General features: G+C 68.3%; 20 protein-coding genes. 13 read left to right on the forward strand and 7 right to left on the reverse strand.

Annotated elements, in window-relative coordinates; genetic code table 11:
* Nucleotides 1-18: 18 nt before the first annotated feature.
* The 4 genes from G3I60_RS19245 to G3I60_RS19265 form a co-directional block, all read right to left on the reverse strand.
* Complete coding sequence (locus tag G3I60_RS19245) at nt 19-216, reverse strand: hypothetical protein (protein ID WP_164607537.1); 198 nt, start codon at nt 214-216, stop codon at nt 19-21.
* A 1,866-nt stretch (nt 217-2,082) separates the two neighbouring features.
* Complete coding sequence (locus tag G3I60_RS19255) at nt 2,083-3,033, reverse strand: hypothetical protein (protein ID WP_343241039.1); 951 nt, start codon at nt 3,031-3,033, stop codon at nt 2,083-2,085.
* 231 nt (nt 3,034-3,264) lie between these two features.
* Entirely contained in the window at nt 3,265-3,792 is a 528-nt protein-coding gene (locus G3I60_RS19260) for a transposase (RefSeq protein ID WP_239069986.1), read from the reverse strand.
* Complete coding sequence (locus tag G3I60_RS19265) at nt 3,789-4,328, reverse strand: winged helix-turn-helix domain-containing protein (RefSeq protein WP_164294168.1); 540 nt, start codon at nt 4,326-4,328, stop codon at nt 3,789-3,791. The genes G3I60_RS19260 and G3I60_RS19265 overlap by 4 nt, the downstream gene beginning before the upstream one ends.
* A 544-nt stretch (nt 4,329-4,872) precedes the next feature.
* Here G3I60_RS19265 and G3I60_RS19270 point away from each other — a divergent pair.
* The gene (locus tag G3I60_RS19270; RefSeq protein WP_164607539.1) at nt 4,873-5,889 is read left to right on the forward strand and encodes an NAD-dependent epimerase/dehydratase family protein; all 1,017 of its coding nucleotides are present in this window, start codon (nt 4,873-4,875) and stop codon (nt 5,887-5,889) included.
* Nucleotides 5,890-5,895: 6 nt separating this feature from the next.
* Here the strand turns inward: G3I60_RS19270 and G3I60_RS19275 are convergent, their stop codons facing one another.
* The gene (locus tag G3I60_RS19275) at nt 5,896-7,224 is read right to left on the reverse strand and encodes a DNA-binding protein (RefSeq protein WP_164607541.1); all 1,329 of its coding nucleotides are present in this window, start codon (nt 7,222-7,224) and stop codon (nt 5,896-5,898) included.
* A gap of 204 nt (nt 7,225-7,428) precedes the next feature.
* Between G3I60_RS19275 and G3I60_RS19280 the strand changes: the two genes are divergently transcribed.
* The 3 genes from G3I60_RS19280 (at nt 7,429) to G3I60_RS19290 (ending at nt 9,779) form a co-directional block, all read left to right on the forward strand.
* Nucleotides 7,429-7,980 carry an ATP-binding protein gene (locus G3I60_RS19280; protein WP_164294171.1) on the forward strand — a complete coding sequence of 184 codons (552 nt, stop codon included), beginning with the start codon at nt 7,429-7,431 and terminating at the stop codon, nt 7,978-7,980.
* A 126-nt stretch (nt 7,981-8,106) separates the two neighbouring features.
* Nucleotides 8,107-8,571 carry a hypothetical protein gene (locus G3I60_RS19285; protein WP_164294172.1) on the forward strand — a complete coding sequence of 155 codons (465 nt, stop codon included), beginning with the start codon at nt 8,107-8,109 and terminating at the stop codon, nt 8,569-8,571.
* 350 nt (nt 8,572-8,921) lie between these two features.
* Nucleotides 8,922-9,779 carry a Scr1 family TA system antitoxin-like transcriptional regulator gene (locus G3I60_RS19290; protein ID WP_164294173.1) on the forward strand — a complete coding sequence of 286 codons (858 nt, stop codon included), beginning with the start codon at nt 8,922-8,924 and terminating at the stop codon, nt 9,777-9,779.
* Nucleotides 9,780-9,835: 56 nt separating this feature from the next.
* Here the strand turns inward: G3I60_RS19290 and G3I60_RS44620 are convergent, their stop codons facing one another.
* Nucleotides 9,836-11,014 carry a helix-turn-helix domain-containing protein gene (locus G3I60_RS44620; RefSeq protein WP_203673297.1) on the reverse strand — a complete coding sequence of 393 codons (1,179 nt, stop codon included), beginning with the start codon at nt 11,012-11,014 and terminating at the stop codon, nt 9,836-9,838.
* A 3-nt stretch (nt 11,015-11,017) separates the two neighbouring features.
* On the reverse strand, nt 11,018-11,479 hold the full coding sequence (locus tag G3I60_RS19300; RefSeq protein WP_164294174.1) for an NUDIX domain-containing protein: 462 nt from the start codon (nt 11,477-11,479) through the stop codon (nt 11,018-11,020).
* 168 nt (nt 11,480-11,647) lie between these two features.
* Between G3I60_RS19300 and G3I60_RS19305 the strand changes: the two genes are divergently transcribed.
* From G3I60_RS19305 to G3I60_RS19345, 9 genes are all read left to right on the forward strand, one after another.
* Entirely contained in the window at nt 11,648-12,493 is an 846-nt protein-coding gene (locus G3I60_RS19305; RefSeq protein WP_164294175.1) for a TauD/TfdA family dioxygenase, read from the forward strand.
* Nucleotides 12,494-12,697: 204 nt separating this feature from the next.
* The gene (locus G3I60_RS19310; RefSeq protein ID WP_164294176.1) at nt 12,698-12,880 is read left to right on the forward strand and encodes an FxLD family lanthipeptide; all 183 of its coding nucleotides are present in this window, start codon (nt 12,698-12,700) and stop codon (nt 12,878-12,880) included.
* Nucleotides 12,881-12,960: 80 nt separating this feature from the next.
* Nucleotides 12,961-15,000, forward strand: a complete 2,040-nt coding sequence (locus tag G3I60_RS19315) for a lantibiotic dehydratase family protein (protein ID WP_239069990.1) — start codon at nt 12,961-12,963, stop codon at nt 14,998-15,000.
* The gene (locus G3I60_RS19320) at nt 14,997-16,070 is read left to right on the forward strand and encodes a lanthionine synthetase LanC family protein (RefSeq protein WP_164294177.1); all 1,074 of its coding nucleotides are present in this window, start codon (nt 14,997-14,999) and stop codon (nt 16,068-16,070) included. The genes G3I60_RS19315 and G3I60_RS19320 overlap by 4 nt, the downstream gene beginning before the upstream one ends.
* Nucleotides 16,071-16,108: 38 nt before the next feature.
* Nucleotides 16,109-18,157, forward strand: a complete 2,049-nt coding sequence (gene fxlM / locus G3I60_RS19325) for a methyltransferase, FxLD system (protein ID WP_164294178.1) — start codon at nt 16,109-16,111, stop codon at nt 18,155-18,157.
* A 134-nt stretch (nt 18,158-18,291) separates the two neighbouring features.
* Complete coding sequence (locus tag G3I60_RS19330) at nt 18,292-19,326, forward strand: hypothetical protein (protein WP_203673298.1); 1,035 nt, start codon at nt 18,292-18,294, stop codon at nt 19,324-19,326.
* Between the two features lie 354 nt (nt 19,327-19,680).
* Entirely contained in the window at nt 19,681-20,556 is an 876-nt protein-coding gene (locus G3I60_RS19335) for an aminoglycoside phosphotransferase family protein (protein ID WP_164294179.1), read from the forward strand.
* A complete protein-coding gene (locus G3I60_RS19340; protein ID WP_164294180.1) occupies nt 20,553-21,020 on the forward strand; it encodes an NUDIX domain-containing protein in 468 nt (155 codons plus the stop codon). The genes G3I60_RS19335 and G3I60_RS19340 overlap by 4 nt, the downstream gene beginning before the upstream one ends.
* Entirely contained in the window at nt 21,020-23,008 is a 1,989-nt protein-coding gene (locus tag G3I60_RS19345) for an ABC transporter ATP-binding protein (protein ID WP_164294181.1), read from the forward strand. Before G3I60_RS19340 ends, G3I60_RS19345 begins: the two co-directional genes overlap by 1 nt.
* The last annotated feature ends 55 nt before the right edge of the window (nt 23,009-23,063 follow it).

The following is a 23,063-nucleotide window of genomic DNA, read 5'->3' on the forward strand; positions in this document are numbered from 1 at the left end:
GGGAATGCATTGCTGGGGTTACTTGCAGCTGCTGTTGTACAACTTCAGGTAATCAGTCGGGGTGCCGCCGCAGGAGACTACCGCCGAGGTAAAGCTGAGCGTGTAGATGTAGGCGCACTGGGCCTTGCTCAATTTCTTGCCTTCGCCTGCCACCTCGGCGGCCTCGGCGACGTCCAGCTGCGGAAAGCCCATGGATCGCAGACTTGCGAGACTCATATATAAATTCCTTTTTCCTCATGTGGGCACGTTGACGCCCTGAATTACTTTGTTACGCCACGTGAATCTGTCGCTGGAACCCGCACCAGCCGCGATGTGCCCCCGTTGGCAATCACGTTCCACATCTTCCCGCAGCGGCGAACTGCGGCTTTCTGAAATCCGCTCACGAAAATTCCTGAGTGGATCCCGCGTTCTTCATCCTGGCAGGGCGCAACTGCCTTGAGTACCCCGCAGTTCGGACGATAGAACCCCGTCGATCGGGGGGGTGTCTCGCCTGAAGGTGCCGTCTGTTTTCGTTTCATGCGGGCCGGCAGCGTCATGCATCGCCGCGATTGACTGGGGTCAGTTGATCGGATGCGTCTGTCCGGTCAGTGATCGCTGATGCGATGTGGGCCCGGATTGAACCACTGATGTCGGCCGATCAGGTCCAGGGACGACGGTGGGCCGACCACCGGAGGTCGACCCGATCGTGAGCACGAGACGTGACACGTCGTCGTGCGGAGCGGCGCGCACCTCACCGCGGATCCTCTCCGCACGGCAGCACCGGTGACCGCCGCTGTTCCCAGGCACTTTCCCTTGACGGCCACCCTGCCGCGCCTCCGGCTCCCGCTCCGGCTCCGGCTCCCGCACCGGCTCCCGCACCGGCTCCCGAACCGGCTCCCGCTCCGGCCGCGAACGACAGGGGGACGTGCGGTGCGCCTTGCCGTTGCCGGGGTTGCTTCCCATAATCACGCGGCCGGTCGCGCCGTCGGTGCGCGCCGCGTATCGAGGAGGCTCCATGCGCAAGAGAACACTCGGTCCACTGCTCGTCCTCGCCCTGCTCGTGCCCACCGTCTCGGCCTCGGGCCAGACCCTGTCACCCACGCCGGGGCCGGTGATCACCGCGCGGGCGGGCGGGCAAGCGGACGAGCGGCACCCTGCCGACGGGCGCAAGGTGATCCTGGACGCCGACATGGGTGAGCTGAACGATGACGCGGTCACCATGTTCATGATCGCCAAGCATCGGTCTGCAGGAACGCCGGTTTGGCTAACCGGCGATCGTCGGCTATGTTGCGGCGCCGCGTCAGCGCATCCGATCGCTTCCCGGGCTGGCCTCGATCACAAACAAACTGGTACAACTCACGGCCGAAGTCCCGTCGTACGTAACGATGACCAGCAGACTGTCGTCACTCAGGCGGTCAACTCCGGGGCATGGATCACGTGCCGAAATACAGCTTCGAGGTACCCCGCAAGCCCGCGAGGACCACCCGGCGCGATGCCAGCCGCAGTGCAGTACGGCCTCACTGAAGGAATCGGCTGCACAGGCGTAAGAAACGCCGCGGGGGGAATGAAACGGGCGGAGCGAATAACGGCATCCGGTAGACGACCCTCCTAGGCGACGGACCACGCTGACGAGACAGCCTCATGCGGCATAGAGCTGCGAATCAGGCACAGCCCCGACCAATCCGGAGCAGTTGCATCGTCTGACCTGGTATTTTCGGGACGCTTTACATTGACATGATCCCGGCGGCGGTATCCACTCTTTCGGTGATCTTTCTCGTCTGCCGTGAGCGAATTCCTGCGCCTGCGTCAACCGGTCCTGAATTGCGCCGCCACGCCGCTGCACATCCGTGCCGACTGAGACCAGTCGCAGCGACTGCGACCTTTCCACCACCTTCGGCACCGGCCCGGCCCACAGCCCGAACCGGGAACCGGTCTGACGCTCAACTCGCGCAAGATCACCGGCAGATCGGCTACTGAAGTTGAATGTGTGTTGTCGGTCAGCCACGTGTGATCAGGGGGCGTCCTGGTTCCAGCTGCGACTCAGCCCCTGGCTACGTTGTATACGTCGAATCCAACCTCTGGGTCCGCACTACCGCTGACGCGTCAGCATCCTCGGTCGTAGATCGCCCGCAGCCACGGTTCCTCGACGGCAGGCATCCGCGCGAGCGTGTACCGGAACCCTTCCGTGGACGGCCGGAACGGGTACCACCGGTGTGGCGGCAGCGGATCGTCCCGCTCCACACCCGCCGGCAGTCCTCCGACCACCGGCAGCCGGGTCCGGTGGGGTGGGAAGGCAAGTTCGGCCCAGAGCGCGGCGTCCATGGGTACCGGCACCCTCCCGGTGCGCGGCTGCCATATGTCTCCGGTCTGTGGATGGACCGGCACCAGCACCAGGTCGGCGGCCGGCTCGCCGAACTCCGGTCCCGCCAGGTCCAGTCGCTGCGCGCCGTCCCCGGCGGGCAGCAGCGCGTCAAGTGCACGGCCGAGGAGCTCAGCGACCGGCCCGGGCGCCACCTCGACCGGCTCGCCCCGGGCGGCCACCACCACCTGGGCGAGAGCCACGCCCGCTGGGATGTCCCGGAACTCGCTCAGCCGGTGCCACAGCGCGCCGGTGGCCAGCAGCTCCGACCACTCCATGACGGGCCGCTCCGGCGGCCCGGGCAGCCGCACCACCGCCTGCGGGATGAGCCGGACGACCTGCCAGCACCCGCAGTCGTCCATCCTCGTTCCGACCGGCAGATCGCAGCCCAGGCACGCAAGGTTCGGCCCGTCCCGCCCGTCGATCCCCATGCAGTAGCCCCCGGCCCGCTCGAGGATCAGCCCAGTGCCACGCATGTCGCCGGGCGCGAGGAGGATGGTTTCCGACGGTCCATTGGACAGCGCGCCGAACGGCGCGAAGCGCCCCCGCTCCCTTGCCTCGCACGCCCCGACCTCGTCCCACTGCCGCCATGGCGGCCCGTACGGTGCGGGGTCGACGGCGTAGGACCCGGACTCCAGCAGTGGCGGGTGCAGCCTCTCCCAGTGGGCGTCGGCCAGGTGAATCGGCAACGCCACCTCCGACACCGCCGCCGTCAGGACCGCACCGCAGCCCGCACACCCGAACACCGCCAAGCCGTCCCCTCCCGCCGTCGAAGCCCCTGTATCCCACCAAGGAGGCGGACCGGGGAGCAAGGGGTTTTCAGACGACGCTAAACGCCCGACTAATGGGCAAAGCACGCCTCGACGTCCCGGCCGCAGCTTCAGAAGGTCGGAAGCCGCGCCGCTAAATGTGGTTCGCACCGTCGGTCAGCTGTCCAGGGCCAGGCCGGAGCCGGCGAGGCAGCCGTTGATGACCTCTGGTCGGTACTGCAGCATCTTGAGCTTGCGCTTGACGGCCCGGGTGATCTGGCCGAGGTCGGCTACGGCGAGGTTGCCGCTGTCGCGCTTGACCAGTGACCAGACGCCCTCCTGCGGGTTCAAGTCCGGTGAGTAACTGGGAAGCTGGAAGACGGTGAGCCAGTCCGCGTGGTCGGCAATGAACTCGCGCATCGGTTCGACCAGGTGCATGCGCAGGTTGTCCCATACCAGCACGATCGGGCCGCCGAGCTGGATGTGCGCCCTGACCAGCAGGTCGCGAAGATCACGCCACCCAATCCCCTTCGGCTCGCCCTTGCGGCCCCGGTACTCGCGGACCGAGTAGAACATTCGGGACCGCTTCCCCGGCTTGTAGCAGGTCAGCCCGGCCATGGACACCCGGCCCGAGCCCCGGCCGCGGACCCGGACCACCGGGGTTGCGCCCTTACGCCCCCAGCTCCTCGCGCGCGGCGGTGTCATCGACTGTCCGGCTTCGTCCTCGAAGACGATCCAGCCGTCACACGCCGCCGCGGTGCTCTTACCCGCGGCCAGGTCTCCTTCTTCCAGACCTCGACCGCCGCGTCGTCGCGTTCGATCGCACGCCGGGCGGGCTGCTGCCAGGACCAGCCGTGCCGCTTCAGCAGCAGCCACGTGCCCTCCACGGTGTAGCTCACGTGAAACAGCCGGCCGATCAGCGTCTTGATCCGTGCCAGTGTCCACCGCTGGTCGACCCAGCCGTGGGCCAGCGGTCCGCGCTCCAGCTCCCGTTCCAGCCGGGCGATCTGCGCGTCGCTGAGCCTCGGCCGCCCGGGCGACCCCTTCGACAGGACCCCCGCTTCACCACGCTCGCGCCACTGGCGGCGCCACCGCTCCACCGATCGCTCACCGACCCGCAACGCGGCAGCGATCTCCCTGTTCTTCTGCCCGTCTTCGAAGCGCTTCACGGCCTGCAGCCGCACCCGCTCCCGCGCGGCCCTCCCGGCGTCGGTCAACCCGCCGCCCTGTGCGTACCTCACGCTCCAGGGCTACCGGAGCGGACCGGCCGCCGTCAGGCGAACGGCGCCGACATCACCCAATCAAGTTCAGTAGCGCGAAGTCGTGGCGCAACCCGTGTTGGCGCTGTTCTACCGGGGCGCTGAGCAGTTCGTCCGCAAGCCGGGCGGCAAGCGAACTATTTATCCTGCTCGACCGTCAAGGTGGGCCGCGAACGCGGGGTCCGGGCACGGGACGGCATGAGGCGCACCGTGCAGCGCGAGGGGGGGTTTACGTCGCGTACTGCACGGTGCGCCTGGTTCGGCGTGACCGGGGATCACGCCGACGGCCGACGCCACCGGGGGGAGGGGCGTCGGAGTCGGGAGCCGTTCGGCAGCCGGGCGGGGCAGCCCCGAGTGCCTCACATCTAACGAAGCGGACCGGGACCCAGAATCGTTACTGCTCGGCAGGGGTCTCAGGAGGCTGGGGCTTCGCAGCGGTCCGGGCCGGTGAACTGTCGGCGGCTCCGGCCTCACAGTGGACTGGTCTGGACACGGTCGCGGCCGACTCGCGAGAGGATCTGATGCCATGAGGCTTCTGGTGTTGGGTGGCACGTGGTTCCTGGGGAAGTGCGTGGTGGAGCAGGCTCTCGCCCGCGGCTGGGCGGTGACGACGTTCAATCGGGGGCGCTCCGGCGTGGATGTGCCGGGGGTCACGGCAGTGCGCGGTGACAGGGCGTTTCCCGAGGATCTCTCCAGGCTTGCCAGGCAAGGCGACTGGGATGCCGTGATCGACACTTCCAGTTCAGATCTCCCTCCACAGGATGTGCTCGTCGCGACCCGCGCTCTCGCTGGGCGAGCCGCGCGCTGGGTCCATCTGTCCACAGTGTCGGTTTACGCCGGGTGGCCACATCGTCCGCTCAGGGAAGACTCCGCGCTCCTGGACTGCCCGGCTGACGCGGATGAAACTTTCGGGTACACCGGTGCGGACGGCTCGCCCACCAAGTACGGATTTCAGAAGGCCGGCGGCGAGCGCGCCGTGGTGGAGACCTTCGGGGACCAGGCGGTGCTGCTGCGGCCCGGAGTGATTCTCGGGCCGGGGGAGTATGTCGGCCGATTGCCCTGGTGGTTGAACCGTGCCCGGTGTGGTGGTCGCGTTCTCGCCCCAGCACCGCCAGAGCGCCACATGCAGCCCGTGGATGTCCGTGATGTGGCACGGTTCGCATTGGATCAGGCGGCAGCGTCAAGCGGCGGCGCCTACAACGTCACTCACCCCGAGGGCATCACCTTCGAAGGCTTCCTGCAAGCTTGCATGGCGGTTACCGAGAGCCACGGGACGCTGGTTTGGGCGCAGCCGGAACTTCTTGTTCAGTACGAAGTGAAGCAGTGGACTGAACTGCCGCTGTGGCGTACCCACGCCGGGGTGTGGGCAGTGGATTCCTCTCGTGCCGTTGCGAGCGGTCTGCGCTGTCGGCCGGTCAGCGAGACGGTCGCGGAGACCTGGAGCTGGATCCAGGCCGCAGGACGTCCCGTCAACCATCCGAGATGGGCGGAACACGGGATCGACCCGGACAAAGAAGGAACAATTCTGACGAAGCTTCGCTGAGACAGATCACCCTTCCAACGCAGCGATCGGGAGTGCACCAACGCCGAGTTGAAGCTGTGTCGACTGCCGCGCGAAATCCTCCATCCGCTCGCCCAATTCGGCCGCCAGTGGAGCCGTACGGAACCGGTCTCCTGTCAGTCCAAGCCGGACTCGCGCGGTGCGGACGAGTAGACCGGTCACGCGTTGGTCCCTCGGAACTGCCCAGACTGCCTCAAGGGCTGCTGCCGCACCGTCGAGGTCGCCGCGCAGGAGACGCGCCGATGCCAGGTCGGCTGAGGCTCCCCCGACGATTGGAGCCGAGCGGTGTCGTGTGGGCTTGCTGGCTGCCAGTTCCAGAGCCCTTTGGGCCGCTGTCTCAGCCTGTGCGCCGTCGCCGAGCAGCAGGCAGGTGGAGCCATTGGACATCGCCAGGCGTTCCAGGCTGAAGCCGAATTCGCCGCCGATGTCGTCGTGCAGGAGGTCGGTGGCGCCGTGGCCATCTTCAACCGAGGCGTCCAGAGCCCGCTGCGTGGCGGCGGCATCGCGGAGGTGGCCGTACGCGCGGGCTTCGATGGCGGAGAGACGGCGGTGGGCGACTGCGCCAAGTCCATGGAAACTCTGGGCCCGGCGGGCGAGCCGGGCCGCTTGAGCGGGTTGACCGGAGAAGTAGGCGATATAGGCGAGGGCGCCGCCGGCGAACGCGCGCAGTGGATCGAACCGGGCGGTTTCCCCGTATAAAGCGGCCGAACGCGCAAGCCGCGTAGCGCCGTCGAGGAACCCCAGGTCAAAGGCGGCGGCGGACAGGAGGGCGCATGCCTGGCCAGCCACAAGCAGCAACTCCTGTTGCTGAGCGGGTACCTGAGTCCGGTCGCGCAGGTATTCGGCCGCTTCGCGCAGCTCCCGCGCCTTCCGGAAGACCTCGAATGCCGAGTGGCTGTTGTACTGGCCGGCGAGCTTGGCCACGTCCTCGCGTAGTTGGTCGAGGGTGGTATCGGAGATGGAGGCTGCTGCCGCGGCTCCGGCCTCGTTCTGTACGTCACGTGCGGTCATGTCGATCTCGTCTTCCAGGTGGAACGCGGGTGCAAGTCCTTCTGTGGAGGGGGGTAGCGCAAACAGGGCGGAGGCGTCGACTCCGAACAGGGCTTCCAGGACACGGCAAGTGTCCGGGCCTGGTAGTCCTGCGATTTTGCCAGCTGTCCAGCGCCGGAATTGTGACTCGCTGATCGTCGGATTCCTGGCGGATCCCTTGGTCAAGATCCGATCCGCCGTGCTGCGGAACCTGGTGGCGAAATCTGTGTATCGCCACTGCTTTTGATCCACCAAGACCTTCAACAGGGTCCTCGGTGCGTCACCCACATCGGCCTCCAGCTGTTCGATCGTCGAGCACCATCGACCTGCTTGCGCGACTTCCCTCGCATGAAGGGGATACCGCCGAGCGGAAGCGTGGCAAGACCGATTCCACACAAGCCACTTCGACGCTACCCGCGTGCCACCTTTGCCACTCGAATGGCACCCAGATGACACCCGCGGCGACATGGCGATGCGCCCCGCAGGGGCTGCATGCTGATCGCCACCGAAGAGCCGCTTCGTGCGGACCGGGCGATGTGGAAGGTGGAACTGATGATCGAGGCAACGACACGGCCGGGCGTCTCGGTCCTGGGCACCGGCGCCTGGAGCGCGGCCTCATCTATCTGCCGGGGAGACATCGCCATGGGCGAGGCGACTCCGTGGGGGGCGCTGGTCTCATTCCCACGCGAGGAACGTTGGGTTGGTCATGTGCGGCGGTTGGGGGCCGCGCATCTGAGGCTCTGGGACTTGCGGTTCCTGCAGAGCAGGGTGGAGCTGTTGATCTCCGAGATTGTCACCAACACGATTGAGCACGGCGAGGGCGGTGAAATCGTCTTCGCGCTTTGGTATTTCGAGGACGTGCACGAGATCCGGATGGACGTCAGCGACGGTAGCCCTTGCCGTGCGGTGGTTTTGGAGCCGGATGACGATTGTGAATCCGGGCGAGGCATGTTGCTCGTGGAGGCTCTGGCCGATCGCTGGGGGATCAGCACGGATGGTCTGCACATGCTGTGCACCATCGCGGTTGAGGGCGGCGACCAGTGACCACGCCCCTGATCGACGACCAGGCCCCGCGGCACCCTGGAGCTTCCCTCGCCACGAAGCGGAGCCCGGGTTCCAGAGGCGGAACAACACCTGGACGTCGAAGAGCTCAAGCGACTGCTGGCGGGGATGTACAAGTGGCAGGCCGCCGACGCAAGCTCCGGCCAGTCCGCCGGCGCGTCCGATGCCGAAGCGCCCGGCTCCGGAAGCACCGGCATCGTGCATGTGAAGGACCTGGCCAGCGCAGCACGGCCACCGGACCTGCTCCTGCTGGACGGAAATGTGGAGCTGGAGTGTGTACTCGTCCCCCGCGCCACTCCCCTGGACGCCGAAGAGGTTCGCCTGCTGATCCTGCTTCTGCGCGGTCATAGCACGAAACTGGCCGCCACCTTGGGCCAATGGGGCGGCACCCCTCTGGCGCTGGAGGTGGTGGTGATCCAGGCCGCCGACCGCCTGCAGGAGATGGACCAGGCCGGCGCCTCGATCACACCGGAGCGCTATGTGCACGCCCTGGCACAAGAGACGACACGGCTCCTGGGCTGCCTCCCTACCACTCATGCGGTCGCCACAGCCGATTTACCGGGCGGGCAATGACATGTCCCGTCACCGGAACACTCCGATCCGCCGGTTCATCGAGCGCCGCGCCGCCGCCCTCAAACGGAACCGAACCGCAGTGACGATCACGCTTCTGCTGCCCGCACCAGCGCTCTGGCTTCTGGTCGGCCTACCCCGCCCCTTCTCGTAAGGCCCGTGAACTGCCGCGCCTCCCTGGCAGTGTCCCCTGACCTGCCCGGGGGCGCGGCTCCACTCCTGCCGTACCGAACACCGCAGGGACCCGCAGCGCATCGACCGCGAGCCACCGAGGAGTACGAACCACCATGGGTCAGACACATAAGAGCCGGCGTTCCTCCGCTCCACACCTGGACCAAGTAGGAGCACGCCCAGTGTCCAGCCTCCTCGCGAAGCGCTTCGACAGGCCCCCGGCAGCCGGGGGCCTCGTGATCGGTGCCTACCTGGAAAGCCTGCGCCAGGCCAAGAACCTCGGCCTGGCGCAGGCCGCCAGCAGAATCGGGATGACCGGAAACCGACTGAACCGCATCGAGACCGGTCTGCCCCCGCTCCGCGACGACGAACTGAAGGACCTGCTGGATCTGTACCGGACCGTCTGTCCACCGCCGGAACGGGACGGTACACGGCGGCTGCTGGAGACTGCTGACGCGTGCAGTTGGGACGGATGCCAAGATGCGGGGCCTGGGTGGGTGGCCCGGCTCCGCGCATGCGAACAGGCCGCCGGCAGCCTCCGTATATGCACCCATGCGGTGCCGGGCATCTTCCAGACCTCTGGTTACGCGCTGGCGTATCAAAGGGCCCTCCCGCAGCGCCCGCTCCGCGCCTCCCGCATCGCAGCAACCCAGCGCGCCTTGCCTGTCGGCCACGGCAAGCACATCACCGTCTACCTCGATCAGCGCGTCCTCACGCTGGCATACGGCGGGCCAGCCACGATGGCGCAACAGCTCGCCCACCTGCTGAACGTCGCCCAACGAGGCGATGCAGAGATCTTGATCGTGCCCTACGAGGCTGCGGTTCTCGGACCTTCCGCGCCCCTGTCGATGCTGGAACTCCACGGACAGGCGCTCCTCATCGAGGAGTTCTTCGCCGCGGTGTACTCCACGGGTGACGACGCAGCTCGGTGCTGTCGCCAGTACCTGGAACCCGCTGCTGACGGGGCCCACACCGCCGCCCGCAGTCTGGACCTGCTCGACGCCGCCCAGCGCGCCTTCCAGCGGGAGAGCACCCGATGAATCCCCTCGCCGTCATATTTGCTCGCCCGCCCCGAGGGGCGCGCGGCGGGCACGTCTCACGCGGCCATCTCGGCTCGGATGCGGTCCAAAGCCTGCTCTGCTTCGCCCCGTATGTCCGGCAGCCGAGGCCCTGCTGTTCGGATGACGCGCTGGAGCTGATGCGGCAGACGTTGGCGGGCCGCCTCTTGGGTGGCGGTGCCCAGCGATTGGGCTGCTCCGCTGTGGTCGCCGGCCAGCAGCCGCACATGGCCCACTGTCACCGCCTCGATCACCCGCCACTGCGGGGCCGCGGTCGTGGCCGGCAATGGGCTGGCCTCTACCAGGCGTATGGCGATATCGGCTCGGCCGGTAGCGAGGAGGCCGCGCAGACGGATCTCGTACAGCGCGGCTGGGTTGAACAACGAGGTGTGCTCGGCTTGCTGCAGGAGCGTATCGGTCTCGCGCATCACGGAGTCGAACAAGGCAGTGTCACCCAACTCGCCTGCGGCGCGGGCGAGCAGCGGCAGCACGGCCGCGCGGGCAGCCCTGTCGGGTGCCAGGGCCGCGGCGTGGCGGAGCCGTTCGACGGCCGCTCCGGTCAGGCTGGCCTTGCGCAGCTCATTGCCGTGCATACGCAAGGCGTAGGACGCGAATGCGGCCTCGTCGAAGTACCGGGCAATGTGCAAGCCTTTGGCGGTCCAGCGCGCTGCGGTGTGCAGCCGCTCCTCGGGCAGGACGTTCCCAAGTGCCACACCGAGGCCGACGCGTGCTCGCGCGAGCAGATGCAAGACCTCCCGCTCGGAGTTTCCGTCCTCGACGCGAGCGTCCAGCCTGGCCACCAGGGGCCACAGTTCGGCGACTGCTGCGGAGGCATGGCCGGACTGGCGGGCGATCTCGGCGAGCCGGACGGTGGATTCGCCGAACTGCAGCATCGCCCGATGGTCGGTGGCGGCCGGGTCGGTGACACCCAGGACATGCGGTGGGAGCTGCAGGCATTCGGCGATGCGGCGTCGCGATTCCACATCGTCCAGGCGCCGCTTGCCCAGCTCGAAGAGCGAGATGTACGTCTTGTCGTATCCGAGCAACTCGCCGAGCTGCGTCTGGTTGAGTCCGTGCACGGATCGGTAGAAGCGCAGGATGGCGCCAAGGTTGCGGCTGGCGAGGGCCGCTTCGGCTTGCGGCGTGGCCCATCTCCACAGGGAGTGTTCAGGGGCCGGTCTGAGCAGGCCAGTTCGTTTCCCGTCCTCGCCGGCCACGGCCTACGGCTCCATGTGATCGCCCGACACGGGGGCGAACTGTGCGTACCAGGTCGCGATGGACTGCTTGTATCCGTCGGGCATCGTCAGGCCGGGCACCTCGGATACCGCGAACAGGCCCACCTGTTTATGTTCGGGGCTCATGATCGGTTCTCTTTCGGGCGTCAGGACGACGCAGCCGTACGTCACGATCAACACACGCCGGGCTGGAATGGGCTCGTACACCCAGGTGTCCAGCAGGCGGTCGGCTTTGACCTCCCAGCCGGTCTCTTCCTGGATCTCCCGTACCAATGCCGCTTCGCAGCTCGGGTCCGGGATTTGGCCCGTCGCTGCGTTTCCGATCTCCAGTCGCCCGCCCGGCAGCTCCCACTCCCGCCGCTCGTTCTTGAGCAGCAACACACGCCCGTGTGTATCGATGGCGACGCCCTTGACCGAGACCGGCCAGAGCGGAGGCGAGTACGGCATCCCGCTCCTCGAAGTACAGGGGGCAGCTCAGGTATCCGGAACGTAGCACGCGCCCGCCAACTGGTCGCCCAGCCCGATGGTTTGGCGTGGTCGACAATCTGTCGCTTTACCGGGCCGCCTTCGTCGCCGAACAGTGGATACACCGCCTCGTCCCGAAGGAGTCCCACGATGCGCCGAACCCCGATGCAGCCGTTCGCGCGCCATTTCGTCGACGTCTCGTCTCCCACCGCGCAGGACGAGATCGTTCAGCAGCTCGCAGAGGACGGACTCGTTACGGTGGCCGGCCTGTCCTCACGCACCGCGGTGTTGGCTTTCGCTTCGGGGATCATGACGATGGTCCCTCACCGTGACAGCGAATCCGACGGCCTGACCACCATCCGCAACGCCGGGCGGTCAGCCTCGCGGCCCGGGTTCGCCGGATTCGGATCGGGTGAACTGGCTCCGCACACCGAACGCTCCGGGATCCCGCTACCGCCCCGCCTGATGCTCCTGGTCTGCGCGCGACCCGCCGAGGCGGGAGGGGAGAGCCTTCTCGCCGACGGCCGACGGGTACACGGCGAACTGCTCCATCGCCAGCACGACGCCGTGCGGGCCCTGTCTCAGCCGCGGACCGCGTACTTCGGTGCGGGCGACGGACACGCGGCCGAGGTGTTCACCGTGCACGACGATGCCACCGTGTCTGTACGTCTGCGGTTCGACGGACTGGCACGGTTCAGTCCCCTCGTACAACCGTATCTGCCCCACCTGCGCTCCGCCGTCACCCGCGAGCAGCTTCGTCTACCCCTGCTCGCGGGGCAGGGATACCTCCTCGACAACCGGCGGTGGTTTCACGCCCGCAACGGCTTCACCGGCAACCGGGTCTGCTGGCGCGCATTGGGCGAAGCCCGCTGTAGCCTCCCGCGCGGCTTCGCACCCGAGCCCGTTTGGAAACAGCAACCGGACAGCTACTCCCCCGGGCGGCTCGCTGTCTTCATCCTCCGCAACGAATTTCCCACGCCATCCGGACAGGCGTAGCACCCCAGATCGCCGGCCCCGCCCGCAGGAGAACCCCGGCTCCCCCGCTGATGGATCCCCGGGCGGGGCCGGTGCGCCCGGCCTGGTCTGCCGAGCGGCTCCGACTTCCAGGCAACCAAGCCGCCAGGGTCACCTGACATCAAGCCCCGGAACCCAACCGGCTCCGGTATCCCGTACCACCAGCTACTACCCCAGGAGGCACGCATGACCACCATTGACATCGAGAAGGCGCTGGTTCCCGCGCAACAGCCGGCCCTCGACGACCTCGACCCGTTCGGGCTCGACATCTCCTTCATCGAAGGCACGCCAGCAACCGAGACGGTCCTGATGTGCAGCACGGGCGACACCTGCGGCAGCTCCTGCCCCAGCGCCTGCACCACCTCGTAAGCCGGGGCAGCCCGGCAGTGCGGGCCGGACGGGTGACTCGCCCGGCCCGCACCCGCGCCTTTCAAGAACGGAGTGTGGTGATGACGCGTGTACGACACAGCCTCTACCAGGGCATCGGGCGAGGGATGCTCCGCGCTGCGGTGCACCTCTCTGAGCCAGCCATGCCGCCCTGGCCGGGGCGAGCCGCCTCGCTCGAAGACTGGCGAACGTGGCTGCGACCTGTGTGGGCCGACGAGACCTTCCGGCAGACGGTGACTGCCGCCAGCCCGGACCTGGCCAGACAGGTGCAGGCGATCCTCGACGGCCGGTCCCCGAAGCTGCGCCGCGTACGCCGGGCTGCACTGGCACTGGCCCGCTACGCGATCCGGTACGCGCGCCGCTCCACTCCCTACGGCCTCTTTGCCGGCGTCGGGCCGATCGAGTTCGGGGACACGGCAACGGTCCGCTTCGGTGATCGGCACACGGCCGTTACCCGCCTCGACCCGGTGGCGCTCGATGAGGCGGTTACGGCATGGGAGGCGGATGGCACGCGGATGGCCGACGTCGACGTGCGTGTCAATACCCTCGCCCAGCAGCGCGACGAGCACATTTACGTGCCGTCCGAGGGCAATGCCGAGTTCCGCCTTCAGGCACGCAGTCCTGTGCTCAGGTTCGTACTCGACGCAGCACGCGCCCCCATCCGCTACTCCCTGCTGTCGGACAAGCTCGCCGCTGAGTTCCCGGAAACGTCCGAACACGCCCGCACCCAGCTCCTCGGAGAGCTGCTGCGGGTACGGCTGTTGCGGTCGTCGCTGCGCGCCCCCGCGACCGTCGTCGACCCCACCGACGCCTTACCGCCGGCGCTGCTCGCGCAGGCACGCGGCGGTGTACTGGCTACCGATTTGCGGCTGGACGCGGCGGTGCAGCTGCCGCTGGCGGTGCTGACCGAGGCGGAGACGGCCGCGACCGTCCTGGCCCGGCTCGCCATGCACCCGAACGGCACACCGTCCTGGCGCAGATGGGTTGAGACATTCATCGAACGCTACGGCGAGAACACTGCGGTGCCGGTGGAGGTGGCGACCGACCCCGAGCGAGGCGTGGGTTTCCCCGGTGGCTTTGTGAAGGTGGTCGAGCCTGCCCGTCCGATGTCCCGGCGCGATCGGGTCTTGCTGGAGCTGGCCGGGACTGCGGCCGTCGAAGGTGCACGCTCGGTGGCCCTGACCGGCGCGATGGTCGAGGAGCTGGAGGAGGCTGCGGAAACGCCCCGGCTCGTCGCGCCGCACCTCGAACTGGCCGCCCAACTCCATGCCTGCTCGCCCCAGGCCCTGGAGCAGGGCAGATTCCGGCTCCGGGTGATCACCGTCTCCCGTTCGGCCGGTTCGATGACGGGTCGGTTCTGGCATCTCCTCCCCAATACCGGCGCCGCGTGCCGGGATCTGGCCACGGTCGAGCCCGGTGCCGAGTTGGCCCAGCTCTCCTTCCACGCCGGGCGCATCCCGGCCGACCTGCTCACCCGTGCTCCGCGCGTGCTGCCCCGGATCGTCAGCGTCGGCGAGTTCCGCCACCCCGGCGACGGCGTGCTGTTCCCTTCAGACCTCGCTGTCAGCGTCCGCGACGGCCAACCCCGACTGGTCGAAATCGCCACCGGCACGCGCCTGGAACTCCTCGCGCCGACCGCGATCAACTTCCTGTGGAACAACTACACGCCGCCGATGGCCCGTTTCCTGGGCGAGATCAGCCGGGCCACCGCACCGCAGGTGACCTGGTTCGACTGGGGCGCAGCCTGGGCGCTTCCCTTTACCCCGGCGCTCACCTACCGGCGCACCATCCTCGCGAGTGCGCGGTGGAAAGTTCGGGCCAGGGATCTGCCTCGCCGGAACGCGACCTCGGAGGAGTGGGCCGAGCAACTGCACGCCTGGCGAGGCCGGTTCCGGGTGCCCGACCGCGTGCTGCTGGCCGAGGACGATCAACAGCTCCCCCTCGATCTCCGCCAGGACATGCACCTCGATCTGCTGCGCGCCCACCTGGACGCCAGCCCCATCGGCATCGCCACCCTGCACGAGGCTCCTCCGCCCGACGCCGAAGACTGGATCGGCGGCAGGGCCCACAGCCTCGTCCTTGCCCTGGCGGCACGCTCATGACGACTACGACGCTCCCGCCGCGTAAGCAGGACCTGTCCGAAGGTGCTCTCGGGATGGCGCTGCTGCACATCGAGCGCGGTGATCCGGCCGCTGCGCGGCGCCACCTCGCGCAGGCTGTCGCGCACGGAGTGAGCGCCGGCGGCAATGCGAGCTTGTTCCACGGCGCTCCCGCGCTGGAGTTCGTCCTCGCCCGCGCCGGACAAGCCAGCGCCAACGTCCGCGCCGTCGTCGACGGCGTGGTGGATGCCCGGCTGGCCGCAGCACAGCGGCGCCAGACCTCGGGGGCCCTGCCCCACCTCGCGGAATGGGACCACATCCGGGGCCTGGCCGGCCTGGGTGCACTGCTCCTGACGCGCGGAGCGCCTTCCGCCCTGCTGACCAACGTGTTGGCCTACTTGGTCTCTCTGTCACGGCCTGTCCGTGTCGAGGGCCGGGAGCTGCCGGGGTGGTGGTCTGCGGTCGGACCCGACGGTGAGGAAATGGCCGGCGGGTACGGCAACAACGGCATGGCGCACGGCATCGCCGGCCCTCTCGCGGTGCTCTCCCTTGCCGCACGGCAAGACTTCTTGGTGCCGGGGCAGCACGAGGCGATCGAGGTGTTCGCGCGCTGGCTGGACAGGTACGGCGGCAACTACTGGACCGCCCAGAACCATCTGGATGCCACTAATCCACCCTTGCCGGAGCTGGCACGCCAGTCCTGGTGCTACGGACGGCCGGGCATCGCCCGCGCCCAGCAGCTCGCCGCGCTCGCCCTGGGCGACGCGGCTCGACGCCAGACGGCCGAAGACACCGTCATACGCACGCTCACTGATCCCTGCCAGCTCGCCCGGATCACCGACGCCACGCTGTGCCACGGCTGGGCCGGCCTGATAACCCTCGCTCGCGCCGTCGCGGCCGACAGCCCGACCCCCGAGCGCTTCAACCCTGCGATCGCCGAACTGCACCAGCGCCTGGCCATCGACCTAGCCCGGCTACGCAAGCCCGGGTTCATGGAGGGCCGCAGCGGGGCGCAGCTCGCCCTCGACGCAAAGAACGCCACGAACTGGACCAGCGCGCTGCTGGTCACCTGACTACATACCGACTCCACCGGCAAGGAGCGCCCACGCGCATGAGCTTTGACGACGAACACCTGCCGATCACCCACGGCACGATCTGGTGGCACGCCAGCGTGGTCTTTCCCGGCGGCGCGGTGAGTCCCGAGGCCGCCCAGACCCTGTCGGCCGCGCTGCACGACCAGCGCTTCCACTTCCTGCGCAAGGACTCAGGGCTGCGCCTGCGCACCGAGCGTCCCTGCGCCGCCCTGCTGGACCGCCTCGTCGCCGAGCGGCAGGCCACCGGATGGGTCGGCGGCATCTACGAGCCGGAGACCGAAGCCTTCGGCGGCCCCGAGGGCATGGACGTGGCACACGACGTGTTCTGCGCCGACAGCCGCAGCGCCCTGCCCGAGACCGACAGCAAAGGCACCCGCGAGCGCTGCGTGATGCTGCTGTCCGCGATGATCCACCAAGCCGGCCTGGACCCGTTCGAGGCCGGAGACGTCTGGTCTCAATTCTCCGCCCTGCGTCCCCCCGTTACCCCGCCCGCCGGGCCGGCACGCGACCGCTCCGTGTCGGCCATGCGGCGCCTGATGAACGCAGACGCCGCCCGGCGGCCGAACGCCGAACCCGGCTGGGCCGAGCGCGTCGCTGCCTTCGAGGACGCCGGCCGTCGCCTGCGCCGGCTCGTCGCCGATGGACGACTGATACGCGGCCTGCGTGCTGTCCTCGCCCATCACGCGATCTTCGCGTTCAACCGCGCCGGGGTGTCTGCCGCCGAGCAAGCCGCCACAGCGTGGCTGGGCCGCCACGTCGCCTTTTCCACCGGGAATGACGACGTGTCTACCCGCCGGTCCGATTCCGCCGACCCTAGCCTCCCTCGAATGGAGACCACTGTGACAACCGCTACCGACCCCGCCGAACTGCGTGAATCCCTGGCGGACCGCCTCGTTGAGAGCGGTCACCTGCGCACGGGCGCCGTGATCGACGCCTTCCGTACCACCGACCGCCATGAGTTCCTGCCGGGCGTCGACCTGGAGTCGGCGTACAAGGAGGACGCGGTGCCGATCAAGCACGACGAGCACGGCGAGATGATCTCCTGCATCTCCGCCCCGTCCATCGTCGCCACCCAGCTCGAACAGCTGGGCGTCAAGCCCGGCCATAAGGTCCTGGAGGCCGGGGCCGCCACCGGCTACAACGCGAACCTGCTGGGGAAACTCGTCGGCCCTACCGGGCAGGTGTGGACCCTGGACGTCGACCAGGACCTCGTCGACGGTGCGAGCAAGAACCTCGCCCAGGCCGGTGCCACCAACGTCATCGCCGTGCTGGCCGACGGCGCCGCCGGCCTTCCCGAGCACGCCCCCTACGACCGCATCCAGTTCACCGTCGGCGCGGGCGACGTCCCCATGAAGTTGCTCGACCAGCTTGCGACTGGCGGACGCCTGGTCCTGCCCCTGCGCATCCGCGGCAGCATCAGCCGCAGCTTCGCCTTCGAACGCGACGGCGAGACCTGGAAGACCGTCTCCTGCGAGATGGCCACCTTCATTCCCCTGCGCAAGGGCGTCTGCAACGACCGCTACACCCTCGTGCCCATGACGGGCGAGGGCAACGTCCGCCTGGAAACCTTCAGCGAGCAGGACGTGGACCGCGACGCGCTCCGCACCGTCCTGGACCAACCACAGACCAAGATCTACACGGGCGTGAAGTTCCGCCAAGGATCGGCGTGGGAGTGGCTATACCTCTACCTGGCCTGTGTGCTCCCCAACGGCCTGTCGCGCCTGCCCGGTTCGCGTCCCGGGTTCACCCCGCACTTCGGCTGGGGCTCGATGGCCGCTCTCGACGGCGACTCCCTGGCTTACCTGACCATCCGAGCGGCCGAGGACGAGGAGGGTCGGTTCTGGGAGATCGGCGTCATCGGCCACGGCTCCCGCGGCGACGCGCTCGCCGAACGGGTCGTGAGCGAGATCCGCGACTGGAACGCGGGCGGCGGCAACAACGCGCCGGAGCCCCGATTCCGCATGGCCACCGGCGTCGCCCGCGACACTCTCACCGCTGCCGATCCGCGTTTCGTCATCGACAAGGCGTACAGCCGCCTCGTCGTCGACTGGCCGCGCCAGGGCTGAACATGATCCCCGCAATAGCCAGGCGCATTCCACTGGTCCGACGCTCGAAAGCGCCGGCGCTCCCGCTGGACGAGCGCATCACTCACCTCACCGGGCTGACCGTCGCGCCCGCAGGCGCCAGCCACCACGACCTGGTGGCTCGCGCCTGCGGGGTCCTCAACTACGCCGCGCTGATCGCGTCCGACGTCGGGATGCCCGACCTGGCAGCCGACCTGTGCTGGCGACAGCACCGGATCTTCGCCAGTGCCGGGCGCCTGGCGGGCGACATCGCCGTCATGTCGTTGATGCCGCTGGTCAATATCTCCCGGCTGCTGACCCGCGACGGCGACGGCGCAGCCGCCTACGACGTTCTCACCCGCCTCTACCGTGCCGCCCAGAAACGTGAAGCAGCCGTGATCCACGGCCGCACCGTCGACCTGGCGGCCCTGGTCCGTACTGACGCGGACCATCGGAAGGTCTGCGAGGAGCTATGGATCACGGTGCTCGTCGACGGCGCCCGCGCCCTGGCACGGATCGGCCGCTGGACCGAGGCCGCCGACGCCATGACCAAGCACCGCGGCATCGCCAACCGCCTCCTCGACGGCCGTCAGATCAAGATCATGTCCCTGATGGAACGCGGCCTCGGACAGGAAGCCCTGGATCTGATCGACTCCACCGTCCCCACCGAACCGTGGGAGAACACCGTCGCAGCCCTCCTGCGCGCCCATTGCCAGCCCACATCCTCGCCACTGCAACAGCAGGATCTGGACGTCGTCCTGCAGCAGGCAACCGCACTTGTCTCCGAGCCCGATCCGTCGACCGCGCTGTTTCAGACCAGAGTCGGTCTGAGCGCGTTGGAGTTGGACCCCGCCAGCATCATCCCGGCAGCCACCCTCCTGAGGTCCGCCGTCGCCGACGCGGCCAGACGAGACGCCTATGCCGCACGCGAGGTCCTGGATAGTCACGCCACACGGACCCGCCTGTCTAGTGAGCACAAGCAAAGCCTCAACGCAGTGATCACATCGTCTGGACTCGCCGCAGGCACGCTTCCCCGCGCCCACCTCCAGTCGCTCACCGACGCCGCCACCCTTGCCGAAGCAACGCTAAGCGATCTCCTCGCGCCTGGCCGCAGCACCAACCGAGAGGTGGGCACCGCCGGACAAGCCGCCCAGGCGACACCCTCACGCTGACCTGTCTCCGCAATCCCCCATAAGAAGTACCCAGACCCACAGGAGTGATCGAACGCAACATCACAGCGCAGCATCCTCAGTCGCATCAAGGGCGACCCCGCTATTCGAAATTCGGTTCTAGATTTCGCCCCTGCACACCCGTGACGGCGACAGGAACGGCCCAGTTACCCGATCACCTGTCCGCATCGCGCCCGAGGAGCACCCCATGCATCGCTTGCATCGCCTGCATCGTCCTGCGCTCGTTCATCCTGTGTTCGAAGATGCCGCTCCTTGCTCGTACACCTCCGCTCGCCCCGTTGGCTTCTGCACCGGATGCCTCACCGGCGGGTCCCGACCGGATACGAGGTACCTGGCATGACGGAGCCTGCAAGCCTTCCCGCGTCACTGGCCGCGTGGGTGGAATCGGTGGTGGGGCCGATCCAGGCCGTACGCGACACCGCCCACGCACGGACGAACTCACAGGTGTGGGAGGTGACCAGCCGAGCCGGCCGCCACTTCGTGAAGGTGGCCCCCAGCCCGGTCTTCTACACCCGCGAGACTCGCGCCTATCGTGAGGCCGTCCCACACCTCGGCTACGCCAACGCCCCTGCCCTGAAGGACAGCTCGCCCGAGCTGCTCGCCCTAATCCTCACCGCCGTGGACGGCGAACCCCTCAAGAGCGAGGCGTCACCCGCTCAGCGCCTCGCCGCACACGAGCAGGCCGGCCGACTCCTGCGCGGCTTCCACGAGGCGCTGCCGAACCATGCGGCCCAGGCCGAGGCCGCGCACGCCATCGAGGCCACGGTCACCGGGCTGGAGAAGCACCTTGCTGCCGCCAGCGACCACCTGTCCGGAACCGAAGCAGACATGCTCCGTCGCCTCGTCAGCACCCTCCCGGACCTCAGTCCGCTGCCGGCTGGACTTCTCCACGGGGACTTCTGGGAACGCAACATGCTCTGGAACGGCCGGTGCTGCGCGCTGATCGACTACGAACGCAGCACCCCGGGGCCGCTCGTCGCCGACTTCGTCAAACTCGCCACCGCCGTATGGCCCGAACACCCCGAACTGAGCACGGCGCTGTTCGCCGGATACGGGCGCCCGCTCTCCGCCCTTGAGGAACAGGCACTGGTGGCGTTCGCAGCGGCCGACGCGGCCAGCGCCCTCGCTTACGGCCTCCGCCACGGCGACACTCATGTGACCGCCCGCGGTCGGCTCACCGTCGAGCGCCTGGCGCAGGAGGGGCGACGATGAGCGACGAGCACCACCGGCTGATCGCGGACGTCGCCCAGGTCCTGCTGCGCGGGAACGGATCCGCCCTGTGCGTACGCAGGAAGCCCGATGCGGCGCTCGCGCCAGGCCAACTCACCGTCGTCGGGGGCCACCTGATGGCCGACGAACCGCTGGACCACGCGGCACGGCGAGAGGCGGAAGAAGAAACCGGAGTCCATATCAGCGACGTCCACCAGGAGTTTTGCGGGCTCGTCCACCATCGCGCTCCCGGGGGGATCGACAGGATCACCGCCGTGTTCCTGGCCCAGTCCTGGACCGGTGAGCCGCACAACGCCGAGCCGGACAAGCATGAAGGGCTCTTCTGGGTGTCGCTGGAGAAACCCCCGCCGGACTGTCATCACTACACGACGGCCATCTTCCAGATGCTCACCGAAGGCCCCTCGTACAGGGCGCTGGGCTGGCCCGCACCGGGAGGAGGCGCCTGATGAAGAGATTCTTCGGACGCGTACGAATGGCTGAACCCCGGGTCTCGGAGGCGGAGCAGGAGCTGTTCGGCGGCCCGCTGCGCTACGACATGGGCTGGTCAGAACACGAGAACGCACGCCTCGACTTGACCTTGCTGTCCGCGCTTCGCTCCATGCCGAAGCTGATCGGAGCGACGCTGCGGATGGCGTGGCACGCGAACCGACGCGCTCTGCTCACCGTCACGGCCAGCGAGATTGGACAGGGCATCGCAGCCGCTATCGGCCTGCTCGCCGTCAACAACGTCATGCACGCACTGCTTGGCGCGGGCACCTCGGTGGAACGGCTGCACGCGCTGGTGCCCGGCCTGCTCGCCGCCGCCGGTGCAGCCGTGATCAACTCGGCGCTGGCGGGATGGTCGACCTCACAGGCAGGCCGACTGGAGCCGCTGGTCGAGCGAATCGCCACCACGCAGTACCTGGCCGCCGCGGCGTCGGTGGAGCTGGAGGCCATCGAGGACCCGGTATTCCGGCGGCTGATCGACATCGCCCAGTACGGGGCCGCATCCGCCCGCCGCATGATCGGTGCCTGTGTCGCCGCATTGAACGGGACCATCTCCCTGATCTCCACGGCAGGCGTACTCACCGCCTTGGACCCCGGCCTGTTGCCGATGCTGCTCCTCATCGCGGCACCGCGCGGCTGGGGCGCGATGCGCGTGGCACAGGAACGCTACGTGTCGGTGATGAACTGGATCGAGCACGTGCGTGCCAGCCGCCTCATCGGCAACCTGCTCACCGAACGAAGTGCCGCCCAGGAAGTGCGGATCCACGCGGTCGGCGGCTTCCTCCTGAGCCGCTACGAGCGCATGGCCGAGAGCGCCGAAGCCGAGCAAGAACGGCTGGCGACAAGCAAGGCCGTCACCGAGTGGGTAGCTGCCGCAATGTCCGGTCTGGCCATGGCGGCGACCTACGGGATCATGTTCTGGCTGATCACGAGCGGGCATATGAGCCTTGCCGTCGCCGGCACCGCGGTCATCGCTGTCCGCTCCGGTTCGGCGAGCCTGGGCGTCTTGGTGATGAATGTGAACCAACTGCACGAGGAGTCTCTGTACGTTCGCGACCACTCCCGCTTCCTGGAGGAGGCCAGACGGCGGACCGTCCCCAGCGGGGGCGATCCCGTTCCCCCACACGTCAAGCAGGTCGACCTCGACCGGGTCACCTATCGCTATCCGGACCGCGAGACGCCCGCCTTGGACGCGGTGTCACTCACGCTGCCCATGGGCTCGGTCACCGCCGTCGTGGGCGAGAACGGCTCCGGTAAGAGCACTCTGATGAAGGTGTTGTCGGGGCTGTTGCTGCCGCAGGGCGGGACCGTGCGGTGGGGTTCTGCCGATGTGGCTTCACTGGACCGTGCCCAGGTCTTCGACCGCGTCTCGCTGCTCACGCAGGACTTCCAGCGCTGGCCGGTGACAGCTGGACTGAACATCCGGATCGGGCGTCCGTCCCATGACGCCGGCCCCGCAGACCTGCAGCCCTCCGTCGACTACGCGGGAGCGGGACCGGTCATCGCGAAGCTCCCTGACGGCCTGCGCAGCCTGCTGGCCCGAATGTTCCGCGGAGCCATCGAACTGTCCGGCGGGGAGTGGCAGAAGGTCGGCCTGGCCCGCACCCATTGGCGCAGCTCCACCTCCGAGGCGGACAGCGTTCTCATCGTGGACGAGCCCACCTCCGCATTGGACCCGCAAGCCGAGATCGCCGCGTTCGACCGCATCCGCCAGCTCGCGGCCCCGAACCGTGCCGTTGTCCTGGTCACCCACCGCATGTCCGGCGTCCGCCACGCCGACCGCATCTACGTCCTGCATCAAGGGCGCCTCGCCGAGCAAGGCACCCACGACCAACTCGTGGCCGCCCGGGGCCGCTATGCCGCGATGTTCGACGCCCAAGCCGCCCAGTACGCCCCCACACCCGCCATCCCACGCCCGAGCGCCCCCACCGTCGTGGACCCCGCATGACCGCCCGACCCGAAAGGCCCGCCGTGACCGCCCCGCCTTTCACGAACGAGGAGCG

The organism is Streptomyces sp. SID13666 (assembly GCF_010548325.1).
GTDB classification, from domain to species: domain Bacteria; phylum Actinomycetota; class Actinomycetes; order Streptomycetales; family Streptomycetaceae; genus Actinacidiphila; species Actinacidiphila fildesensis.